Genomic DNA, 22138 nt, shown 5'->3' on the forward strand with positions numbered 1-22138 from the left:
CAGCAGTTCTTTCCAACGCAACGAATATGCCCACCGGTACCCTGCTCATCATCGACGACGAAGCGCGCTTGCGCCAGCTGCTGGCCCAGGTGCTGGAGCTGGAAGGCTACACCGTGCTGCAAGCCCCCGACGCCCACCGCGGCCTGGAGCTGCTCCAGCAACACGCCGCCGACATCCTGCTCGTGCTCTCCGACGTGAAGCTGCCCGATGCCAATGGCGTCGACCTGCTGCCCCGCTTCAAAGCCGCCGCCCCCGATGCCGAAGTGGTGCTGCTCACCGCCTTCGGCACCATCCCCGACGGCGTGAAGGCCATGAAGCTCGGCGCGTTCGACTACCTCACCAAGGGCGATTTTGAGCAGCAGCTGGTGGTGGTGGTGGAGCGCGCCGCCGAAAAAGCCCGCCTCCGCCAGCGCGTCACGGAGCTGGAGCGCCGCGTGGGCCAGCAGTACCGCTTCGAGTCGATGATTGGCGACTCCGTGGAGTTGCGGCGCGTGCAGCAGCTGGCCCGCCAGGTAGCGCCCACCGACAGCACCGTGCTACTCGAAGGCCCCACCGGCAGCGGCAAGGAACTCTTTGCCCAGGCCATTCACCAGGCCAGCGGGCGGCAGGGCAAGGCCTTTGTGGCCGTCAATTGCAGCGCCTTCCCCAAAGATTTGCTCGAATCCGAGCTGTTTGGCTACAAGAAAGGCGCCTTCACCGGCGCGCTGGCCGACAAGAAGGGCCTGCTGGAAGAAGCCAACGGCGGCACCCTGTTTCTGGACGAAATCGGCGAGCTGGAGCTCAACGTGCAGGCCAAGTTCCTGCGCGTGCTCGAAAGCCAAAGCTTCACCAAGCTCGGCGACACCAAGCCCACCAAGGTCAACCTCCGCCTAGTGGCCGCCACCAACCGCAACCTCAAGCAGGAAGCCGCCGAAGGCCGCTTCCGCTCCGATTTATACTACCGCCTCTCGGTCTTCACCATTCAGGTGCCGTCGCTCAAAGACCGGCCCGCCGACGTGGCCCCGCTGGCCCAGTTCTTTCTGCAGCACTTCGCCGCCCGCCTCAGCAAGCGCCTGCCCGGCCTCGCGCCCGAGGCGCTGGCCATGCTGCAACGCTACTCCTGGCCCGGCAATGTGCGCGAGCTGAAAAACGTGCTCGAACGCGCCGCCATTCTGGCCCCTAATGGCGAATTGTTATCGGCTGATTATTTACCGGATGAATTCCACGCGCTGGGCCAGCCGGCGCGACTTGGCGCCGATGCGGCCGATGAAAGCCTACGGGCGCTGGAAGCCCGGCACATCGGCAAGCTGATGGGCGAGCTGGATGGCAATAAGCCGGACGTGGCCAAGCGCTTGGGGATTGGGCTGACGACGCTATACCGCAAGCTGGACGAATACGGGCTGTAGGGGCGGGGCCTGCCCCCGCCCATCGTTCGCGCCTTTGCAACGATTCCGTTCAACGATGGGCGGGGGCAGGCCCCGCCCCTACCCGGTCAAATCCACCAGCAGCTGGCAGAGGTCGGCTTCTTCGTAGGGTTTGGTGAGACAGGCGTTCATGCCGGCGGCCAGGTAGGCGGCGCGGTCGGCTGAGAAGGCGTTAGCCGTCAAGGCGATGATGGGAAGCCGGGCTTTCGCTTCGTTGGGGTGGCGGCGAATGGCCTGAGTGACTTCTAACCCACTCAGGCCCGGCATGCGGATATCGAGCAGGGCCGCGTCGAAGTCATTCTCGCGCAGGTGGGCCAGGGCATCGAGGCCATTGGTCACGGCTGTTACCTGCACGCCCCAATATTCGAGCACCACCATGGCAATGCGCAGGTTCACGAGGTTGTCTTCGGCCAGCAGCACGCGCAGGCCGCGCAGCCGCTCGTAGGTGGCCGTAGGCACCGCGGGTACATGAGCAGCTTCATCCAGAGCGCGAGGCAGAGCCAGCTGAAACGAAAACGTGGTGCCGTAGCCCGGCTCGCTGCACAGGCGCAGCACGCCGCCCATCAGGTCGACCAGCTGCCCACTGATGGACAAACCCAGGCCCGTACCGCCAAAGCGAAGGCTGGTTTCGGGGCTGGCCTGCGCAAAAGCATCGAAAATATGCAGCTGCTCCTCGGTTGCAATGCCGATGCCGGTGTCCTGTACCCAGAAGCGCAGCAACAATTGGTGCGGCGTGTCTTGGATAACTTCGGCGCCGAGCCGGACGCTGCCGTGCTCGGTGAATTTAATGGCGTTCGAGAGCAGATTGAGTAGCACCTGGTGCAGGCGGTAAGCATCGCCCAGCACGCGGGGCACGGCCGTGCGCAGGGGCTCAACCACCAAGTCCAGGCCCTTTTCAGCGGCCAGGGCGGCCACGGTGTGGCCGGCGCCTTGCAGGGCCAGGGCCAGGTCGAAGGCTTCGTGGCTGAGCTGCAAGTGCTGGGTCGTGATTTTAGCCATGTCCAGCACGTCGTTGACCAAGGCCAATAGGTGCTTGCCCGCGTGCTGCATGATGGCCAGGTATTCGCGTTGCGCCGGGCTCATCGCCGTTTTTTGCAGCAGCGTAGCCATGCCCAACACCCCGTTCAGCGGCGTGCGGATTTCGTGGCTCATGCGGGCCAGAAAGGCTTCCTTGGCCAAGGCATTTTCTTCGGCTTCGTGCTTGGCTTGCTGCAAGGCTTTTTGGGCCAGTATGCCGCTCGTTACGTCATACCCCGAGGCAACCACGTAGGGCGGGTAGCCTTCCTCCGTTACCTGATAGGTGTAGCACTGCAGGTAGCGCCGCTCGCCAGAGCCGGTCAGCACGGTCACCACGCGGGGCAGCGCCTGCCGGGGCTTGGCACCATCGAGGTAAACTTGCAAGGCAGCGTGGTGCTCCGGCGGCAACGCTTCGCGCAGGTGCCGGCCCACCAGTTGGGCGGCCGGTACTTCCAGCAGCTGCTCAATGGCCGGGTTCACCGACAACAACACGCCCTGCATGTCGTGCGTGCATATCAGGGCCTGCGAATAATACACTAGGTCGTGGTACTGCTTTTCGCGGCGCTCCAGCTCCTGCCGGGCCTGCTTCACGGCCGTGATGTCGGTGCTGATGGTGAGGATGCCCAACTGCCCGTCGGCGCGCAGCAAAGGCCGCTTGTGCACCTGAAAATGCAGCGTTTCGCCGTTTTTGAGGGTAAAAGGCAGTTCCTGGGTTTGTACTTGCTGCGTTCTGCGCACCAGCTCGTTCAGCTTGCGCACCTGCCGCATTTCTTCCAGCACCGCGGCCGGGGCCCCGGCCGCCTGCCAGTGCCGGCTGTGCGCAATCATGCGGTCGTAGGCCGGGTTCGAAAACGACACGGTATTATCGGCGTCTACCATGTAGAGGACATTGGGTAGGGCATCAAGAATCTGGCGCACAAAGGCTTGCTGACTTTGGAGCATGGCCTGCACCTCCTGCTGCAATTTCTCCGCCGTGTAGCGGGCCGTGATGTCGATGCCCGAGCCCACCACCACGCGCAAGGTGCCGTCGGTCTCGAACACCGGCCGCAAATGCCGCATAATCAGCTGCGGGCGCTGGTTTTTGTCGGTGCGCATCTCCTCCCACGTCACGTCGGTGCGGGTGCGCACGGCCAGGTCGAAGTACTGCTCGCGTTGCCGTTCCAGGCCCTCGGGCTGCCGCTTGTTGCGAAAGGCAAAGTACTCGGCGTTGGTCATGCCGATGATTTGCTGACGCACAACCGGGTCCGAAACCGACGACGGGTTAGCGAACAGAAAGCGGTGCTCGGCGTCGAACACCGCCACGTCGACGGGCATCAGGTTGAGGATGGATTCGTAGAATTCCTGCTGCCGGGCCAGCTTTTCCTCCGCCTGCTTTCGCTCTGTGATGTCGATGCCCGAGGAAATCACAATGGCACGGCCATCGAGCCCCACCACGGGCCGGTACCGCAGCAGGAAATGATGGGGCTCGTCGGCCAGTTCGCGCATTTCTTCCCACGTCACTTCGCACTGTTCCCGCAGGGCTTTGGCAAAGGCGGCGGTGCGCTGCTGCATGAGGGCCGCGGGGCGCTGCCGGAGGGCACCGGCTTCCTCGCTGGTTTTGCCCACCATCCAGGCGCGGATGGCGGGGTCGGGCTCGATGGCGGGGTTCAGAAACAGGTAGCGGTGCTCGGCATCGAACACGGCCACGGCGGTGGGCACCTGCTCCAGCAGGCTCTCGTAGAAAGCACGCTGCCTGCCCAGCAATTGCTCGGCCCCATACCGCTCCGTAATGTTGGTGAGGTAGAGCGTGACGTAGGTTTTGCCGGGTACGGCCACGGCCGTGAACAGGTAGTGCTGCCCGTCCACGGCCAGTTCCTGCTGGTATTGCTCGGGGGTTTGCAAAGCGGCCTGCACTAGCGAGCGCAAGCGTTGCGACAGGCCTTGCGCATCGGCGGCCAGGGCGTGCAGCAGCGGAGCGGCGGCCGGGTTGGCATACACCACTTCGCCGGTGGGCGTCAGCCGCAGAATGGGGTTGGGGCTTTGGGCCGGAATGTAGGAAAGCGCCCGAAGCTCGGTGTCGCGCTGGTGGCGCTCCGTCACTTCGCGGTAGCAAATCAGCCGCCCGGCCCGCACGGTGTCCAACACCAGATAATCGAGTTCCACCACCCGCCCATCGGCCAGGGTAAAGGCTTCCTGTAGCACAGTTTGGCCGGCGGCGTGCAGCGCGTGGACGCGGGCCTGGAATGCACCAGGGTCGGAGAAAGCGTTGTCGATGTAAACCGCAGCATAAGGAATGGGCGGTCCGCCCTCGGCCGGGCCTGCTACGGGTGGCAGCCCGAATAGCTCCCAAAAATGCTCATTAACAAATTGAATCTGCCCCTGCTCGTCTACCAGCACCAGCCCCACGCGCATATTCTGCACCAGGGCCGCGAGCTGGGTCTGGTGGCGTTGCGCGTGGTTGGTCATGGCGGCCAACTGCAGCTCAAGGGCCGCCATGCGGGCCTGGGATTCGGCGCAAGCAGCCTCCGCCGCCTCGCGCCGCAGCTGCTCGGCCCTGAGGTGCGCGGCCCACTCATCGGCAGACCGGGCAGTGGCAGGTAAGGCGTTCTGAGGCAACGACATGCAGGTAGCAGAGGAGGTACGGTAGCAAGCAGGTTGAAGGCAGACAGGCGCCAACTCTACTCATCAACAGGCCCAACTACGGCGGAGCCAATTCTTAAATTTAAGCCAACAATACCTATTTCATCAGCAAGGCAGCCAATGAGTTTTTTGAATATTGAAAGTCAACTATGCATTTACGAACAAGGTAAACAGGAATAAGTCTAGGATGAATTCGGCTCACCTCCTGCACGGCAGTGGTCTAGCTTTAGGCCAAAAACGGCTGCCTTGTGCCGGCAGGTGCCGCGAGCGTTCCATCTTCGCGTAATGCGAACCGCCGGCCCGCGATTAAAAGTCCAAGCCGGCGCTGCCGCTGCGTTGGCTGCCCCGCTCCCGCTGCTGGCCGGCCCTGGCTTCCTCATTCCGCTTATGTCTCTTAAACTCAAAATCCGCCTGAGCGTCTTTTTGCTGCTGCTGCTGCTCCTGGGGCTGGGCGGCTACGCCTTCTTCACCATCAATTACCTGGAGCACGGCGCCCACGGCATCGAACAGGCCGATTTCAACCTGGCGCGGACTACGGTGCTGGCCTTTTTGGCGGCCGGTACGGCGGTGGGCGTCACCATGATGGTGCGGCTGCCGCGCATTGTGGTGCGCCCACTGCGGCGCCTCTCGGCTGATGTGGACAAGGTGGCCGGCCCCGGCCCCGCTACCCGCGTAGCTGTGGGCCGCCGCGACGAAGTGGGCACCATTGCCGCCGCCGTCAACCGCGTGCTGAGCCAGGCCCAGGACGAGCGCCGCGCCACATTGGCCGAGCTGTTCACCGAGCGCAACCGCATGGACAGCCTCGTGCGCAGCCTCGACGAAGGCCTGTTGCTGCTGGACGAGCAACGCACCATTGTGCTGGCCAACCCCGTGGCCTGCGACCTGCTGGGCCTGAGGCCAAGCGACCTGCTGGGCCAGCCCGCCGAAACCGTGGCCGCTGGCAGCGAGCTGCTGCGCGAGCTGCTGGTGCCCCTGGCCGAAGCCAACCTGGCCGGCGATGCCGTGCCCGACCCGGTGTTCACGTTCCCACACAAGGGCGACTCGCCCCACTACCAGCTCAGTATCAGCCCCATCGAAACCCTCGACCACGCCAATAAACGCACGCCCGCCGGCCACATCTTGTGCCTGCGCAACGTGTCCGACTTCAAAAAGCTGGACGAGGTGAAGTCGACCTTCCTGGCCACCATTTCGCACGAGCTGAAGACGCCCCTGGCTAGCATCAAGCTCAGCCTGATGCTGCTGCAAAACCCGCGCACCTCCGACGCCGAGCGCCAGACCCTGGCTACCGGCATTGGCGAGGAAACCCAGCGCCTGCTCAACATGGTGGGTCAGCTCATCGAAGTGTCGCGCCTCGACGCGGGGGCCGGCATCAAGCTCAACGTGCAGCCTGTGCGGCTGGCGGAAGTCATTGGCTACGCCACCCAAACCGTGCAGCCACAGCTGCAGGACAAAGCCATTCAGCTCGACGTGCAGGTGCCCGACACGCTGCCCACTGCCCACGGCGACGTGGAAAAAACCACCTGGGTGCTTATCAATCTGCTCTCGAACGCCATTCGCTATTCGCCGGCGGCGGCTCCGCTCGTCATCCGGGCCATGCAGTGGGGCGAGATGGTGCGCGTGAGTGTGGAAGACCAGGGGCCCGGCATCCCGGCCGAGTTTCACAAGCGCATCTTCCAGCGGTTTGCAGGCGTGCCGGGCCAGGGCGGGCACGGCAGCTCGGGACTGGGGCTGAGCATTTCGCGCGAGTTTATCGACGCGCAGGGCGGGCGGCTGTGGGTAGAAAGCCAGCCCGAAATGGGCAGCCGGTTCCTGTTTACACTGCCAGTGGCGTAGGACTGAACGCTGGGGGTCTCCTGTCATCCTGAGCGCAGCGAAGGACCTTCTCACCAAAGAACAGTTTGCAGTAATCATTTACTGCTGCTAACGTGATAAGGTCCTTCGCTGCGCTCAGGATGACAGAAGGGAACCGTTTCCGGTTGTTTGCCCCTGCCCTGCGTAAACCCGACCGTACCCACGGCTCCGCGCCGCTTCCCCAACCCGATTTTATGCTGACTCCCGCTTCCAAATTCACCGTCGAGCGCCTGACTTTCTCTACCCTAACGGAGCTACCCAACACCTGGAAGAACCAGGACTACAAGGAGTTATTAATCAAAATGAATTATGATAATCCGGACGCCATCAGCGAGGCCGAACTGAAGGAGATGTGCCTCATGTCCTTCACCGATTTGGAGCCCCGCGAGGCGGCCGAAATCGTATTGAGTTATTTGTTTCCGGAAGAATTAACGGCGGGGCAAATCGAGAACCTGGCCCACCAGATGCTCACCGAAAAGCTGTGGGAAGAAAACCCGGAATTGCCCCTGCACAAGGGCTTTTACCAAGGCACGCAGCTGCTGCACGATGCCTACAACGGCACGTTCCCCAGCACCAAAGCCGTGGAATTCCAGGTGAAATGCACCGCCGAAAACCCGGCCGACCTGGCCATATTTGCCGATGCGCCGGCCGCGCCGCTGCTGCGCCTGCTGGCCGCCGGCCTGCCCGCTAACGCGCTGCTCAATCGGCTTTTTTCGACGCAGCTGGCCGGCGACAGCTTCGAGGAAGCCCAATCCATTCTGTGGCAGATAACCACCAAAGAAACTACGGACACTTCCATCGTTTTCGACGTGGTGAGCTCGGCCAACTGGCTGGAAGATTTCAAGTACACCGACTCGTACGAGGCCACTACCCACGCCGATACCCAGGCAACGGAAGCAGCCTAAAAGTGTCTCTGCGACCCTGGCCGGCGCCGCGCCGTTAGGCGCCGTTCGGATTTTCCCGTATGATTGGCCTACTTTGGCACAACAGTGCGTGACATCAAGCAGGCCGCCGCGGTAAATTGCTATGAAATCCTTTCCCCTACGACGTGTACTGGCATCGGTGGTGCTGCTGGGCATCGTGGGGGCGGGCGTGGCGGTGTGGGTGCTGGGCAGTGACTACGGCCGGCGCCTAGTGGCCCAAAAGGTGCGCACGGCGCTCACGCAAAACTCGGAGCTGGTGCTGGCCCCGTTCGAGGTGGAGATTTCGCCCTGGCGCGACTTTCCGCACCTCACGGCCTCCATTCAGCACATCAGCCTTACAGATACCTCGTTTCGGCAGCACATGCCGGTGCTGCAGGTGGGCCGGGCCGACCTGCGCGTGGAGTTGCTGAGCCTGCTGCGCGGCCGGGTGCAGGTGCGCCGCGTGGTGGTGAATGACGTTGATTTTCGGGAGCGGGTCGATTCGCTGGGCCGGGCCTGGGGCCTGCGCGGCAAGCGCCGCAAGGGCACCGGCAAGGCCCCCACCATCAACCTGATACTCGACGAGCTGGTGGTGAATAACTTCCACTTCAGCTCGCACAACGGTTACTCGCGCAGTCAGTTTGGCGTGGCCGTGCGGCAGGCCCAGCTCACGGCCCGGCTGCGGGGCGGCGTGCTGCGCGTGGGCGGCACCCTGGATGGGGAGCTGAGCTACCTGCGCACCCGCGCCGGCACCTTGTTTGAGCAGAAGCCCGTGATGGCCTGGGTGAACTACAAATACACATTTGCCAACCACCAGGGCCAGCTGTACCGCACCCGCGCCACCCTCAACGGCGACACCATCCGGGTAAGCGGCACCCACACCGTGGACCCCGACCAGCCGGCCGGCACCTTCATGAACCTGAGCTTCGTGGGCGACCAGCCGCTTACCGAGGTGCTGCACGCCGCTCTGCCCCCGCGCCTCGAACCCTACCTGGAAGGCGCTACCAGCCCCAGCAAGGCCCACATTCATTACACCATCACGGGCCTGAGCGGGCCCATGAAGACGCCCCGCAACGTGCTCACGTTTGGGCTGCGCGGGGCCAGTCTGCAGTGGCCGGGCCCAGCCCGCCGCATCGACCGCTGGGACTTGCAGGGCACCTACGACAACGGTCCGGCCCACCACATCACGTCCACGGTGCTCACGCTGCGGCAATGTCGCATCTACTCCCCGGCGGGTCAGCTCGATATTGGCTTGACGCTGACCAATTTTCGGCGACCTTTTCTCAACGGCCGCTTTCGGGGCAGTGCCGAGCTGGTGCAGCTGGCAGCCGTGGTGTCGCCGGGGCGGTGGCGCGCCCGCGCCGGCACTGCCGACATCAACGTGCAGCTGCGGGGCCTGCTGCCCCCGCCACCCAACCGCCCCGCTCCGCCGCAACCCCAGAAACCTTTGTCGCTGCGCGGCACAGTGGTGCTGCACCAGGCCTCGTTTCTGCTGCCCGCCCGCGGGGCCGACCTTTCCCGTCTGAACGTGCGCGTGGGGCTGCGCGACAGCCTTTGGCAGCTTTCCAACGCCTCGGGTACGCTGAATGCCATGAAGTTTCAGGCATCGGCCACCACCGTTTACCTGCTCGACTACCTCACCGGCCAGCACGCCACGGCCAGCATCAGCGGCCAGTTTGCGGTAGATGAGCTGCGCGTGGCTTCGTTGCGCACCCTGCTGCGGCCCGTGCCGCGCACCAACAGCGGCGGCTTTGCGCCCACCAGCCTGCCCAAGCCCGCGCCCCGCCCGCGCAGCCAGGCCAGCAAAGCCCAGCTGGCCGCCACGCTGGGCAGTGAGCTAATTCCGGCCGGCCTACGCCTGAACGTGCGGTTGCGCTGCCAGCGCCTGCTGCTGGCCACCGATACCCTCAACAACCTGGCCGTGGACGTGCACCACGACGGCCAGCAGGTGCAGCTGCTCAACATTGCCGGAGTAGTGTGGGGCGGCCAGGTGCGCGGCAACGTGCAGTGGCCCACCGACCCCGACAACCGCGTGGCGCCCGTGCAATATCAGTTGAGCGTGCACTTCGACACCCTGAACTACCAGCAATTTCTGGCCCGGCTAAACCGGCCCGTAGTGCGGCCAGGGAAGCAACCCGCAGCGCGGCGCGCCAAAGGCTCTGGTGCGTCGGCCTCCAGCCCGGCCCTGCGCGATTTGCTGCTGGCCGCCAACGGCCAGGTCGACCTTAACATCGACCGCGTGCAGCTTCCCGAAGACGAAAGTATGAGTCGGGTAAGCCTGCGCCTGATAAAGGCGGGGCCCTCGTTGCGGATGCCCTACCTGCGCTTCCGCACGCCGGAAGGCGGTTTTGGCGAGGCCTCAGGCACGGCCCAGGTAGAAGCCCTGCGCCTCACCGCAGCCGATGCCGACGTGACCCTGCGCTACGCCACCCTCGACGTGCAGCGCCTGCTTGGCCTCATTGCCAGCCTCACCGCTCCCACCGATTCGGTGCTTGCCGCGCGCGCCCAGGCCCGGGCCGAGCGCCGCGCCACCCGCCGCGCCGCCCGCCAGCAGCTCCCCGGCAACCACTCCCTGCTGGCCAACGGCGTGCTCAGCGCCGTGCTGCGGGTGGAAGCCGACCAGGTGCATTACGGGGCCATCAACGGGAGTCGCTTCCATTTTGTATCGCACCTGCTCGATGGCGAGGCCCGCCTCGACAACTGCTCGTTTGATGCCTTGCAGGGCCACCTGAGCGTGCGGGGCTACATGCGCAGCACAGTCAGCCGCACCCGCCACCCCACCCGGCTCCAGCTGCACCTGCAGGATGTGCAGCTGCCTGCCTTGTTTGCCACGGCCTCCAGCCTGGGCCTGAGCGTGCTGAGCGCCGACAACATCAAAGGCACGCTGAGCGGCGTGGCCGATGTGCGCACCAACCTCGGCGCCACCTTCCTACCCGAATTTCCGCAAACGGCCGGCTACCTGAAAACCAATTTCCGCGACCTGGAGCTGCTGAACGTGGAGGTGCTGATGGAAGCCCTGAAGTTTATGAAATCCGAGCGCACCAGCCACCTGTACTTTGAGCCCGTCACCGGCGAGTTTTTGCTCGCGCAGGGCCAGCTTATCATCCCCGGCCTGCACCTGAACAGCAACCTGAGCAACCTGGAAGTAAGCGGCCACTACGGCCTCGACGGCGCCACCAACCTCTACATCGGCCTGAAACCCCTGCAAGCGCTGTTCGGCAACAACAACAAGCGCATCGAACGCATCCAGAGCGGCGAGCCGGTCAGCCACTCCAACAACGGCAAGCTGACCTACGTGAACCTGCGCCGCACGGCTCCCAAAGAGAAGTATTCCGTCCGCCTGTTTCAGCGCGACGAGCACCGGGAAGCCATGAACAAGCTGAGCGAACTATACCGCAACTACCTGCTCACCCAGCGCCTCGACACCACGGTGAAGCTGCTGCGGTGAGGAAGCAACGAGGTGCGGTGAAGAGGTGAAGAAGAGCAAAAGCCGGTCATGCAGAGCGTAGCGAAGCATCTTGCGTGCTTCATCCAATCGTGAAGGCGATACCGAGCGAGATGCTTCGCTGCGCTCTGCATGACCGGTTCTTCATTCTTATCTCTATTTACTTTTTCCTTCCCCAATGCCCCGCTTTCCACTTGCGATGATTGTCTGTCTGCTGGCTACTACCATGGCAGCCCGCGCGCAAACCCGCGCCCAGGATTCCACTTTCGTGCGGCAGCACTACATCAAGCTCGACCGCCAGATACCCATGCGCGACGGGGTGAAGCTCTACACGACCATTTACGTGCCCAAAGATGCTTCGGCGGCCAAGCCTTACCCGTTTTTGATGACGCGCACGCCGTATTCTGCCGGACCGTATGGGGAGAACAACTACCGTACGCACGGCCCCGGTCCTAGCCGGGAGCTTTCGGAAGAGCAATACATTTTCGTGTACCAGGACGTGCGCGGACGTTACCTGTCGGAGGGCCAGTTTGAGGAAATGACGCCCGCCCTGCGCGCCGGGCAGGCCGGGGCAACCGGCCCAACGGCTCCGCACGACGAAAGCACCGACACCTTCGATACCATTGAGTGGCTGCTGCAACATGTGCCGGGCAACAACGGCCGCGTGGGCATGTTGGGCATCAGCTACCCCGGTTTTTACGCTTCAGCGGCCTTGCCTGCGGCGCATCCGGCGCTGAAAGCGGTGTCGCCCCAGGCCCCGGTTACGGATGAGTTTATCGGCGACGATGCCCGGCACAAGGGTGCGTTTTTTCTACTCGACAACTTCGAGTTCACCAATTATTTCGACGTTCCCCGGCCCCAGCCGGTGGCTGATTATCAGGAGTTGTTCAAGTTCGAGCCGAAGGACTTGTACACATTTTTCCTGAAGCTTGGCCCCATCAAAAATGCCAACGGCCCGGCGTATTTCAACAACCGCGCCCGCATCTGGAACGAGTACATGCAGCACGAAACCTACGACGCCTACTGGCAGGCGCGGAATATTCGCCCGGCCCTCAAGGGCGTGAAGCCGGCCGTGCTGGTAGTCGGCGGCTGGTTCGATGCCGAGGACCTGTACGGCGCCCTGAACACCTACAAGGCCATCGAGAAGCAAAACCCCGGCGCCACCAACCGCCTCGTGATGGGCCCCTGGACGCACGGCGCCTGGGCCCGCCCCGAATGGAGCAAATTTGGTCCCCTCAGCTTTGGCTCAAACACGGCCCAAACCTTTCGGCTAGCGCTGGAAACGCCCTTTTTCAACTTTTATCTGAAGGACAAAGGCAGCTTTAACCCGGCCGAAGCGACGGTGTTCGATACCGGCACCAACCAGTGGAAAAGCCATTCGGCCTGGCCACCGGCTGCTACAAAGACGCGCGTCCTTTACCTTTTGGATGGCAGCAAGTTGGCCGTGATTAACCCCAAAGCTTCAGAAGCTTTAAAAGGCTCCATTAAAAACCTGGGCGTTAAGTCTGCCAAGGTTAAAACTCCCAAATTATACACTCAGTACCTCAGCGACCCAGCCAACCCGGTGCCTTACACTGACGGCGTCCACGCCGAGCGCAACAATGAGTACATGATAGAGGACCAGCGCTTTGCCGCCAAGCGCCCTGATGTTCTCACGTTTCGGACCGAAACCTTGCCCAACGACTTCACCGTGGCCGGCCCTATCACCGCCGACCTTTGGGTGAGCACCTCCGGCACCGATGCTGACTTCATCGTGAAAGTCATCGATGAGCTGCCCGATGGCACCCAGCGCCTGGTGCGCGCTGAGGTGATGCGCGGCCGGTTCCGCAACAGTTTTTCGAAGCCGGAAGCCTTTGTTCCTAATATGCCGACCAAGGTAACATACGAGTTGCCCGATGTGCTGCACACATTCAAACAAGGCCATAGACTGATGGTGCAGGTGCAGAGCAGTTGGTTTCCGCTCGTCGACCGCAACCCGCAAACCTTCGTGCCCATCGCCACAGCCGAAGAAAAAGACTTTCAAAAAGCCACCATTCGGCTCTACCACGATGCCCAACATCCGTCCGCCATTCGAGTGCTGGTGCTGACGCCGTGAGGCCCGCGCTGTAACCCGCACGGGGCAGCGGTGCGTAAGCAGGAGCGTACACTTCTTTTCCTCGCTTCGCATGAAATCCTCCACCTTCCTTACGGCTGTGCTCTCGCTCGGCCTCAGCACCGCCGCCCTGGCCCAGACCACGCCCGCCAGCAACGCCCCGGCCGACAATAACTCCAACCCCATGGCGCCCTCCAATAACCAGCCGCGCGTGCGCACGGCCGTGGATGGCTCCAGCATTAGCAACAACCGCGACCGGCTGTCGCCCGGCACCGGCACCCCGGCCCCGCCCGCCCGCACCGAAGCTGAGCGACAGGCCCACCGCGACGCCAAACGCGCCAAGAAAGGCAAAATGAAAGGATAAGCTGGCAACTTATTCGTCCACAAAAACGCCCCGCTATGCAGTTGCACAGCGGGGCGTCTTGTTTCTGCTGGAGCAGGCACTACACCAGTGCCTGCATGTAGGCATCCGTAAAATCCGGGGCGAAATGCAGCACATTGGGCAAGTGCGCAAATTCGGCTTCCTGGTGCGTGGTGGTGAGCACCACGGCCTTCATGCCGGCATTGAGGGCGGCTTCGACGCCCTTGGGCACGTCCTCAAATACCAGGCAGTCGGCAGGCGCTACAACCAGCTGCTCAGCGGCTTTGAGGAAGGTTTCGGGATGGGGCTTGCTGAGCAACACATCATCGGCGCTCACAATGGCGCTGAAATAGTGCCGGATGTTGAGGTTATCGAGCACAAAATCAATGTTGAACGGGATGGCCGCTGAACCAATGGCCATGGGAATGCCCGCCTGGTGCGCCCGTTCCAGAAAATCCTGTAGCCCCGGCAGCAGCGCCAGATGCGGCAGAAACTCCTGCTGGTACCGCTTCTCTTTCTCGACGGCCCAGTAATCCATTTCCTCCGCCGTGAATCGGTCGGGGCCGAACATGCGCACCAGCACTTCCTGGTTTTTGCCGTACATCTGCGGCTTCACTTCGTCCCAAGTAAAACGGCCGCCGAGGTCGTTGTTAAACAGGTGTTGCCAGGCGCGGGTATGGTATTCCATGTCGTGAATCATGGTACCGTTGAGGTCGAAAAGAAATGCTTTCATGCAAGAATTATAGGGTAACCAACTGATAAGAACTGCCGCAAAGGTCGCTCAGCAGCCTTTGTCTCACCCGTTTTTTTAGTTAAACCTGCATCAAAATTCAGCAATGCTGTCAACTGATGTTGGCGTCTGTCATCCTGAGCGCAGCGAAGGACCTTACCAAGCCAGAACGGTTTGCTGTCATTTAGCCTTCTGCAAATCCTTCATCGGTGAGAAGGTCCTTCGTTGCGCTCAGGATGACAGACGCGGGTAAAACACTCCCCAATTGTAACCAGCAGCCTCATAAAAACAGCCGGAACGTACTCCCCACGCCTACTTCGCTTTCCACCTCGATGTGGCCGCCGTGGCTTTGCACCATGCGGTTCACTAGGTACAGGCCCACGCCGGTGCCTTCGGTGTGGTCGTGGAAGCGGCGGAACAGGTGAAACAGCTCGGCCCGGTGCCGGTCCACGTCGAAGCCCAGGCCGTTGTCTTCGACCAGCAGCACGGGGCGACCGGCCTCCAGCCACAACGACAGATGCACCCGGCACGGCCGGGACGGGTCGTTGTATTTCAGGGAGTTGCTGAGCAGATTTAGCAGAATAGTGCGCAGGTTGGCGCGGGCATAGGAAATGGTGGGCCGGGCGCTAAAATCGGTGGTGATGCGGGCGCGGGCGGCCAGCGCCTGCGGCTGCAGGGTTTGGAGCACTTCCTGGGTGAGTTCGGCCAGGTCCACGGTTTCGGCGGGCAGGGTGGGTAGCTGCTGGGCCTGGCCCACGGCGGCCAAATCGTCGATGGTGGCGGCCAGTTGGTGCAGGGCTTCGTCAATCATGGGCACCAGCATGTCCTCCTCGTCGGGGTCGGTGAAGGTGGTGACGGTGCGAAGCTCCTCAAAGAGCCCGTGCAGGTTATTGACGGGCTGCTTGAGGTCGTGGCTGGCCGCGTACACGAAGTTGTCGAGGTCCTGATTGGTGCGGATGAGTTGCTGGTTGGCGGCGGCCAGCTCGGCGTTGCGGGCCACTGCCGCTTGGTTGGCGGCACTCAGCTCGGCGTTGGCCTGGGCCAGCAGCTGGCGGGCTGCCACCTGCTCGCTCACATCGGTGGCCACCACCGCCACCCCCGTGGTGGTGCCGGCGCCGTCGTGCAGGGGCTGGTACACAAAGTTGACGTACACTTCCACGGTTTGGTCCTGGCGCGGCAGCCGGATGGGGCGCTCCTGGGCTGCGTACACCTCGCCGGTGGCCACCACGTTGTTTAGCAGCTCGGCAAAGCCTTGGCCCTGTAGCTCGGGCATGGCCTCGAACAGCAGTTTGTCCAGCACTTCCTCGCGGGTATGCCCCCAGAGCTCGCACATGCCGGGGTTGGCCAGCTCGACCAGGTACTTAGGCCCGCGCAGTACGGCAATGGCCACGGGCGCCTGCTCAAACAGCGCGTTGAGCTGCCGCTGCTGGGCCAGGCGCAGCTGCCGCGCCAGCACCTGCTCGGTCACGTCGTAGGCAAACACGGAGATGCCCACCGTCTGGCCCTGCTCCTGGTACGCCTGGTAGGTGAAGTTGAGGTAGGACGTTTGGCGGGGCCGGCCTTCCCGCTCCACCTGGAGCGCTACTTCATTGCCGTAGTAGGTTTCGCCGGTGCGGTACACGCGGTCCAGCAGGTCGATAAAGCCCTGGCCCACGGCCTCGGGTTGCAGCTCGGCCACGGGGCGCCCCCGCACCAGGCGGCCCATCACCAGCTGCTGGTAGGCGTTGTTGAAATACTCGACCCGGTGGTCGGGGCCGCGCAGCAGGCCCACAATGGCCGGGGTTTGCTCAAACACTTGGTACAGCGTTTCGCGCTCCTGCGCCTGGCGCCGGGCCGTGGCCAGCAGTTTGGCTTGCAAGGCATCGGCTTGCTGACGGGCCATCACTTGCTCCGTCACCTCCAGGGCAAATACCAGAATGCCGTCAATCTGCCCGCTTTCATCGTAGCGGGCCTGCTGAATGTAGTTGAAATACCGGTCCTCCAGCACGCCATCCGAAGAGCGAACAAAGGGAATGAGCAAAGCAGGCTCTTCGTGGGTAATGCCCGTTTCGAACACCTTCCGGAAGGCGCGGTACACCGCGTGGTCGGCTATTTCGGGCAGGGCATCCAGAAGGGGCCGCCCCAGCAACGGGCGCCCCGGAAAAAACGCCTGGTAGGCCGGGTTCACCAACTCGTACACCAGCTCCGGCCCGTCGAGAATGCAGATGGCGGCCGGCGCCTGCATGAAAAACTGTTCCAGGCGGGTCTGCTGGCGCTCGGCTTCGGCCTGCGCGGCCTGCACCTGGGCGGTGCGCTCGGCCACGCGGGCTTCCAACTCCTGGTTTAGCTCGCGCAGCAACAACTGGGCCCGGAGCAATTCGGTGTTGCTGGCCTGGATTTCTTCGTTGGTGCTGGCCAGCTCTTCGTTGGCCGTGGCGGTTTGCTGCTCGCTGGACGCAATTTGCTGCCGGGCCTCCACCTGCGTGGTCACGTCGTAGGCAAACACCAGAATGCCGTCGACCACGCCCTGGGCATTGCGGCGGGCCTGATAAATGAAGTTGTAGTAGCGTTTTTCCAGCTCCTGCGGGTGGGAATTGTCGTGGTCGAGCTGCACCAGCATTTCGTTGGCCCGGAAGGTTTCGCCGGTGCGGTACACCTCATCGAGCAGGCCAAAAATGGGCTGGCCTTCCAGCTCCGGCATGGCCGTCCGAATGGGGTAGCCCACCAATGGCCGGTCGCCCACCAGCTTCTGGTACAACGGATTTGCCAACTCAAACACGTGCTCCGGCCCGCCAAAGATGCAAATCATGGCCGGGGCCTGCATAAACGTTTCGTGCAGGCTCGCACGCTGGCTCTCAGCCTCGGCCAATGCGGCCCGCTCGCGGGCTTGGCTTTCGCGCAGGGCCTTTTCCACGGCCGAGCGCGGCTGGTCGGCAGTATCCAGAAAGCTCACCAGCAGCCCCGCCCCCACACGCCGCGCCGAGAGGAGGAAATAGTTATCGAGGCCGTCGCCCTGGTAATTCACTTCCATTCGCCTGGGCTGGCCCGACTCAAACGCTTCGCAATGAAAAGTAAAGACGCCCGTCTGGACAGTGTGCGGAAAGTGCTGTAAGTAAGTGCCCGCCGGCCGGGCCGGCTGTCGCAGCATGCGTTGCGCAGCCGGGTTTAGCAGCTGGATGGCAAAGTCGACTATTTCTCCGCTTTCCGCTCGAATGGGCGTGTACAGCGCCACCCCGTTCAGGGCGTTTTCCAGGAGCCCGACCAGCAGGTCATCCGCCGGAAATAGCTTGCGTAAGTCGGTAGAAAAAGGAGAAGGAACAGCGGCAGCATCAGCCATGACACGAAAATAAGCAGCGCGCGGAAGTTGGCCGGTATGCGCCAGCCGGAAATTCCTGAAAAGCCCGTCTCCCTTAACAAGAAAACCACTTCGCGGCCCCTGCCAAAGGAAGTTCCTGAAAAGCAAAAAGCCCCCGTTGCTCAGTAGCAGCGGGGGCCTTTTGACCTTATAATTATGCCTAGCCTATGGCATTCAGATGGTCAACCAACCAGCAGTCGGTCATGCTGAGCGCAGTCGAAGCATCTCGCTTGTGTTAGCAATCCAATCGATTGAGTTACTGCTGCACGCGAGATGCTTCGACTGCGCTCAGCATGACCGGCTTGCGATTTTAACCACAGCTTCAACGCAACACGCTAGTTCAGCTCATCGCCAATCACGCTTACAGCTTCGGCCAGGGCCGCGTCCTTGCGCAGGGGCTTCAGGAAACGGGATAGGCGCTTGGCAGCCGTGGAATCGGTGGCCGGGCGGGCATCGGCGGCCAGGGCCGTCACATCGAGCACGGCGAGGGCATTCTGGGCAGCAGTTTGCTGCTTGTTTACGGCGCGGGCCTCCAGCTGCTGGGCGCGGTAGGCCGCCAGGTTGAGCGAAAGCACAGTCTGCTTGCGGCGGGTGGTGGCGCGGTCGGCGGCCTCAGTAATAAGGCGGAAGCCGGGGCTGGCGGCCACGCGGGCGGCGCTGGCGGCCCGCAGTTTATCCAGAGCCGGCAGGGTATTGGTGGGCTGGTAGGCGGCAGGCGCAATTTCATCCCACTGCAAGGGGTATTCCGATTCCTGCTCGCCTTTGGCATACGAGGCCAGCGCATCGGGCAGGGTAATATCAGGCACCACGCCCTTGAACTGGGTCGAGCCCCCGTTCACGCGGTAAAACTTTTGCAGCGTGATTTTCACCGAGCCCAGCGGCTTGAGCGCCTTCACTTCGGGCGATACTGCGTTGTCGAGGTCGATAACCTGCTGCACGGTGCCTTTGCCGTAGGTGGTGCTGCCCATCACAATGGCGCGGTGGTAGTCCTGCATAGCAGCAGCCAGAATCTCAGAAGCCGAGGCGCTGTACTTGTTCACGAGCACCACCAGCGGGCCGGCGTATTGCACCGTGGGGTCGGTATCGGCCACGGCCTGGGCGGCGCCCCGGCTGGTTTTCACCTGCACCATGGGGCCGGTGGGCACAAACAGGCCGCCCATGTCCACGGCATCGCGCAGCGAGCCGCCGCCATTGTAGCGCAGGTCGAGCACCACGCCGGCCACGTTTTCTTTGGAGAGTTTGGCCAGCTCATTTTTCACATCGACGGCGCTGCTGCGGCCACCTTTGCCGCTGAAGTCGGCGTAGAAGCCGGGCAGGTGAATGTAGCCGTAGGTGCGGCCGCCCTGCTTCACGAGGGCCGACTGGGCGTAGGTGTCTTCAATCACCACCACGTCGCGGATGATGGGAATGACCACCGTAGCACCGTCGGGCTTGCGAACCGTCAGGCGCACCTCCGTGCCCTTGGGCCCCCGAATCAGCTTCACGGCTTTGTCGAAGCGCATGCCTTCCACGCTCACGGGCTCGGCCGCGCCCTGGGCCACGCGCAGAATGATGTCGCCTACCTTCAACTCGCCCTGGCGGAACGACGCCGAACCGGCCACGATGTCGGTCACCTTCAGGTGTCCTTCGTCTTCTACCAGCTGCGCGCCGGTGCCTTCCAGGCGGCCCGACATGGCAATATCGAAGTTGTCGCGGGCAATGGGGGCGAAATATTCGGTGTGCGGGTCGTAGGTATTGGCAATGACGTCGGCGAAGGCGGCCAGCCGGTCATTGGCATCGGTTTGGAGCAGGTCGGCGTAAGCGTCGTCCCAGTATTTCAGCACACGCTTGCGGGCTTCGGCCTCCATTTCGGCCGGCGTGCGCACTTTTTCCGACGTCGTAGCGGGCGAGGCGCCTACCTTGGCGGCGGCCAGCGGCTTGTCCTTCTTCTTGGCCTCGTCGTCCATCATTTCTGAGAGGCGGGCCAGGGTTTGGTACTTCAGCATCTTGCGCCACTGCTCGCGCTGCTCGGCGGCGTTGGCGGGGTAATTGGCTTTGGCGGGGTCGGTTTCCCAGTTTTCCTGCACCGCAAAGTCGAAGGGCTTGGCCAGAATCTGCCGGTAGAGAGCCTGAATTTCGAGCGTGCGCTTGCTCAGCAACTGGCTGCTCACGTCCAGAAACTCGTGGGTGCCGCCGCGCAGCTGGTCGTCAATCTTGGTTTTGAACTGCTCCAGCTGGGCCACTTCCGGGGCTAGCAGCAGCATCTTGTTGGCATCGATGCGCTTGAGGTAGAGGTCGTATACGCGCTGCGAAAACTGGTCGTCCAGCTTTTCGGGCTGGTAGTGCAACTGGCTGAGGCCTTGCAGCATCACGCCCAACACCACCTGGTCGCGCGGCGGCGTGCCCTGGTACACCGAGTACGAAGCCAGTCCCAGCAGGGCCAGCACAGAAGTCGAATAAAGTCCTAGCTTAAATCGGGGGAATTGCATGCGGAGAGGCGAATGATTAGAAGAAGGAAAAACAGTACCGGCGAGCGGCCAGCAAGCAACCAGTACAGGCCCGGCGGTAAAGATGACACCTCCTTAACCAGAATCGCACCAGTAATTGCTCCCAATGTCGAAAAAGAAATAGCAGGGTTGCGGAACCGCCACATGATGTAGAGGACGGTCTACAGCGGTTTCGGAGTCGGTGTACCGTAGCGCGAACTCTGTAGTTCGCGTCCGCGCGCCGTCTTATCGAAGCGACTGGCGCGGGGACGCGAACTACAGAGTTCGCGCTACTTCCAGCGCCTGGATACCGACTCCGAAACCGCTGTAAGGTGATTTTGGCGACTTTTTCTGCAGCTTCTCAGAAGCTCAGCGTGAGCTGGCGGCCCGCGGCTTCCGGCGCATTGTTCAAGTTAGAGAGCGTGACGCCCAGCAGCCGCACGCCCTTGGCCAGCGGAAACAGGCCCTCCACCAACCCCCGGCACATGCGCTCCAGCACCGCCTGGCTGGGCACCACCCCCACCCCGCTGCGGCTACGCGTTATTTGCTGGAAATCGGCAAACTTCACCTTCAGCGTCACGGTGCGGCCCCGGATGCCGCTGCGCTGGCAATACTCCCACACCTCCTCCACCAGCGGCCGCAGCCCGTCCAGCAGGTCCGTAAATTCGGTCAGGTCTTGCCCGAAAGTGGTTTCCGAGCCCATGGACTTGCGCAGGCGGTCGGCCACCACGGGGCGGTGGTCCTCGGCGCGGGCAATGGCAAAGTAGTAGCGCCCGGCCTTGCCAAAGTGCTGCTGCAGAAACTTGGCGGTTTGGGCCCGCAGGTCGGCTCCGCTGAAAATGCCCAACTGATTCATGCGGGCCGCCGTCACGGGCCCCACGCCGTGGAACTGGCCCACCGCCAGCCCCTCCACAAAGGCAAGTCCCTGCTCGGGGCGCACCACAAACTGCCCGTTGGGCTTGCGGTAATCAGAAGCCAGCTTGGCCAGAAACTTATTGTAGGAAATGCCCGCCGAAGCCGTGAGCTGGGTTTCCGCCAGAATTTTGGCTCGGATTTTCCGCGCAATCTGGGTGGCCGAGGCCAGCTGTTTGAGGTTGTGCGTCACGTCGAGGTAAGCCTCGTCCAACGACACGGGCTCGATGAGCGGCGTGTATTGGGCAAAAATGGCCCGAATCTGCCGCGACACCTCCTTATACACCGCAAAGCGCGGCGCCACGAACACCAGCTCCGGGCACTTGCGCAGCGCCGTAGCCGACGCCATGGCCGAGCGCACGCCGTACTGCCGGGCCTCGTAGCTGGCGGCGGCTACCACACCCCGCTCCCGCGCACCGCCCACCGCCACGGGCTGGCCACGCAGTTCGGGGTGGTCGCGCTGCTCCACCGAAGCATAAAAGGCATCCATGTCGAGGTGGATGATTTTGCGTGCCGGAACCTCACTCACTTGTTGGCTATTTTCTTCAAAGGTAAATACCAAGTTGCAGGGGCAGCGCAAAAGCCGCGAGCTTTTCCCGTGGCTTTGGGCCCCGTACTTTTCCGCAAACGATTGCAGTGAATTTATTCACTTACAAGAAGTTAATAAGAAAATAGTATTAAGAGTTTTTGTGATTTTTCGCACGCTAATGCCTAACTTTGGACCAATAAACCTTGTGGGGTGGCGGAATTGGCAGACGCGCTAGCCTATCTCGCTAGTACAATTAGAGGTTCGAGTCCTCTCTCTACAGCTTAGTCCCGGTCGCAGCAGCGGCCGGGACTTTTTGCTTTTTAGCGGCCGGGCTAGCCCCGGCCCGACCGCCGGCCACGGACTTGCGGGCCTTGGGTTTGGCCTTGCGCCGAGGCGGTCGGCGCTCACGCTCAGCTTTGCGTTCGGCCCGCATGAGCAGGCGCTCGGGCAGGCGGGCCATGAGGCGTTCGCGCACGTA

At 62.7% G+C, this 22138-nt stretch carries 12 protein-coding genes and 1 tRNA gene; 7 read left to right on the forward strand and 6 right to left on the reverse strand.

Features of this window, described 5'->3' with window-relative positions:
• The first annotated feature begins 26 nt into the window (after positions 1-26).
• Positions 27-1385: a sigma-54-dependent transcriptional regulator gene (locus JKL48_RS20940; RefSeq protein WP_201987006.1), complete on the forward strand. Its 1359-nt coding sequence runs from the start codon at positions 27-29 to the stop codon at positions 1383-1385.
• Positions 1386-1463: 78 nt separating this feature from the next.
• Here the strand turns inward: JKL48_RS20940 and JKL48_RS20945 are convergent, their stop codons facing one another.
• Positions 1464-5021, reverse strand: a complete 3558-nt coding sequence (locus JKL48_RS20945) for a PAS domain-containing protein (protein WP_201987008.1) — start codon at positions 5019-5021, stop codon at positions 1464-1466.
• A gap of 405 nt (positions 5022-5426) precedes the next feature.
• Between JKL48_RS20945 and JKL48_RS20950 the strand changes: the two genes are divergently transcribed.
• The 5 genes from JKL48_RS20950 to JKL48_RS20970 all read left to right on the forward strand — a co-directional run bounded on the left by JKL48_RS20950 (position 5427) and on the right by JKL48_RS20970 (position 13693).
• Positions 5427-6872, forward strand: coding sequence for a sensor histidine kinase (locus JKL48_RS20950; RefSeq protein WP_201987011.1), 1446 nt, complete (start codon positions 5427-5429; stop codon positions 6870-6872).
• A gap of 212 nt (positions 6873-7084) precedes the next feature.
• Positions 7085-7795 (forward strand): hypothetical protein, encoded by a 711-nt coding sequence (locus tag JKL48_RS20955; protein WP_201987013.1) that lies wholly within the window; start codon positions 7085-7087, stop codon positions 7793-7795.
• A 121-nt stretch (positions 7796-7916) separates the two neighbouring features.
• Positions 7917-11240 (forward strand): AsmA-like C-terminal region-containing protein, encoded by a 3324-nt coding sequence (locus JKL48_RS20960; protein WP_201987015.1) that lies wholly within the window; start codon positions 7917-7919, stop codon positions 11238-11240.
• A 175-nt stretch (positions 11241-11415) separates the two neighbouring features.
• Positions 11416-13332 (forward strand): CocE/NonD family hydrolase, encoded by a 1917-nt coding sequence (locus tag JKL48_RS20965; protein ID WP_201987017.1) that lies wholly within the window; start codon positions 11416-11418, stop codon positions 13330-13332.
• Positions 13333-13402: 70 nt separating this feature from the next.
• The gene (locus JKL48_RS20970) at positions 13403-13693 is read left to right on the forward strand and encodes a hypothetical protein (protein ID WP_201987019.1); all 291 of its coding nucleotides are present in this window, start codon (positions 13403-13405) and stop codon (positions 13691-13693) included.
• Between the two features lie 79 nt (positions 13694-13772).
• Here JKL48_RS20970 and JKL48_RS20975 read toward each other — a convergent pair whose 3' ends face one another.
• The 4 genes from JKL48_RS20975 to dinB form a co-directional block, all read right to left on the reverse strand.
• A complete protein-coding gene (locus tag JKL48_RS20975; RefSeq protein ID WP_201987021.1) occupies positions 13773-14423 on the reverse strand; it encodes an HAD family hydrolase in 651 nt (216 codons plus the stop codon).
• Positions 14424-14700: 277 nt separating this feature from the next.
• Complete coding sequence (locus JKL48_RS20980) at positions 14701-17736, reverse strand: PAS domain-containing protein (RefSeq protein ID WP_201987023.1); 3036 nt, start codon at positions 17734-17736, stop codon at positions 14701-14703.
• A gap of 353 nt (positions 17737-18089) precedes the next feature.
• On the reverse strand, positions 18090-20222 hold the full coding sequence (locus JKL48_RS20985; RefSeq protein ID WP_201987025.1) for a carboxy terminal-processing peptidase: 2133 nt from the start codon (positions 20220-20222) through the stop codon (positions 18090-18092).
• Positions 20223-20580: 358 nt separating this feature from the next.
• Complete coding sequence (dinB, locus tag JKL48_RS20990; protein ID WP_201987027.1) at positions 20581-21660, reverse strand: DNA polymerase IV; 1080 nt, start codon at positions 21658-21660, stop codon at positions 20581-20583.
• A gap of 204 nt (positions 21661-21864) precedes the next feature.
• Here dinB and JKL48_RS20995 point away from each other — a divergent pair.
• Positions 21865-21940 (forward strand) — tRNA-Asp (locus JKL48_RS20995).
• Here the strand turns inward: JKL48_RS20995 and JKL48_RS21000 are convergent.
• A partial coding sequence (locus JKL48_RS21000; protein WP_201987029.1) for a hypothetical protein occupies positions 21935-22138 on the reverse strand: 204 nt, incomplete at its 5' end. The two genes, JKL48_RS20995 and JKL48_RS21000, sit on opposite strands and share 6 nt — an antisense overlap.

The sequence above is a fragment of the Hymenobacter rubidus genome, assembly GCF_016734815.1.
Lineage (GTDB): Bacteria > Bacteroidota > Bacteroidia > Cytophagales > Hymenobacteraceae > Hymenobacter > Hymenobacter rubidus.

Coding starts and splice junctions, on each gene's coding strand:
- JKL48_RS20940 (WP_201987006.1), top strand. CDS start 27: ATGCCCACCGGTACCCTGCTCATCATCGACGACGAAGCGCGCTTGCGC.
- JKL48_RS20945 (WP_201987008.1), bottom strand. CDS start 5,021: ATGTCGTTGCCTCAGAACGCCTTACCTGCCACTGCCCGGTCTGCCGAT.
- JKL48_RS20950 (WP_201987011.1), top strand. CDS start 5,427: ATGTCTCTTAAACTCAAAATCCGCCTGAGCGTCTTTTTGCTGCTGCTG.
- JKL48_RS20955 (WP_201987013.1), top strand. CDS start 7,085: ATGCTGACTCCCGCTTCCAAATTCACCGTCGAGCGCCTGACTTTCTCT.
- JKL48_RS20960 (WP_201987015.1), top strand. CDS start 7,917: ATGAAATCCTTTCCCCTACGACGTGTACTGGCATCGGTGGTGCTGCTG.
- JKL48_RS20965 (WP_201987017.1), top strand. CDS start 11,416: ATGCCCCGCTTTCCACTTGCGATGATTGTCTGTCTGCTGGCTACTACC.
- JKL48_RS20970 (WP_201987019.1), top strand. CDS start 13,403: ATGAAATCCTCCACCTTCCTTACGGCTGTGCTCTCGCTCGGCCTCAGC.
- JKL48_RS20975 (WP_201987021.1), bottom strand. CDS start 14,423: ATGAAAGCATTTCTTTTCGACCTCAACGGTACCATGATTCACGACATG.
- JKL48_RS20980 (WP_201987023.1), bottom strand. CDS start 17,736: ATGGCTGATGCTGCCGCTGTTCCTTCTCCTTTTTCTACCGACTTACGC.
- JKL48_RS20985 (WP_201987025.1), bottom strand. CDS start 20,222: ATGCAATTCCCCCGATTTAAGCTAGGACTTTATTCGACTTCTGTGCTG.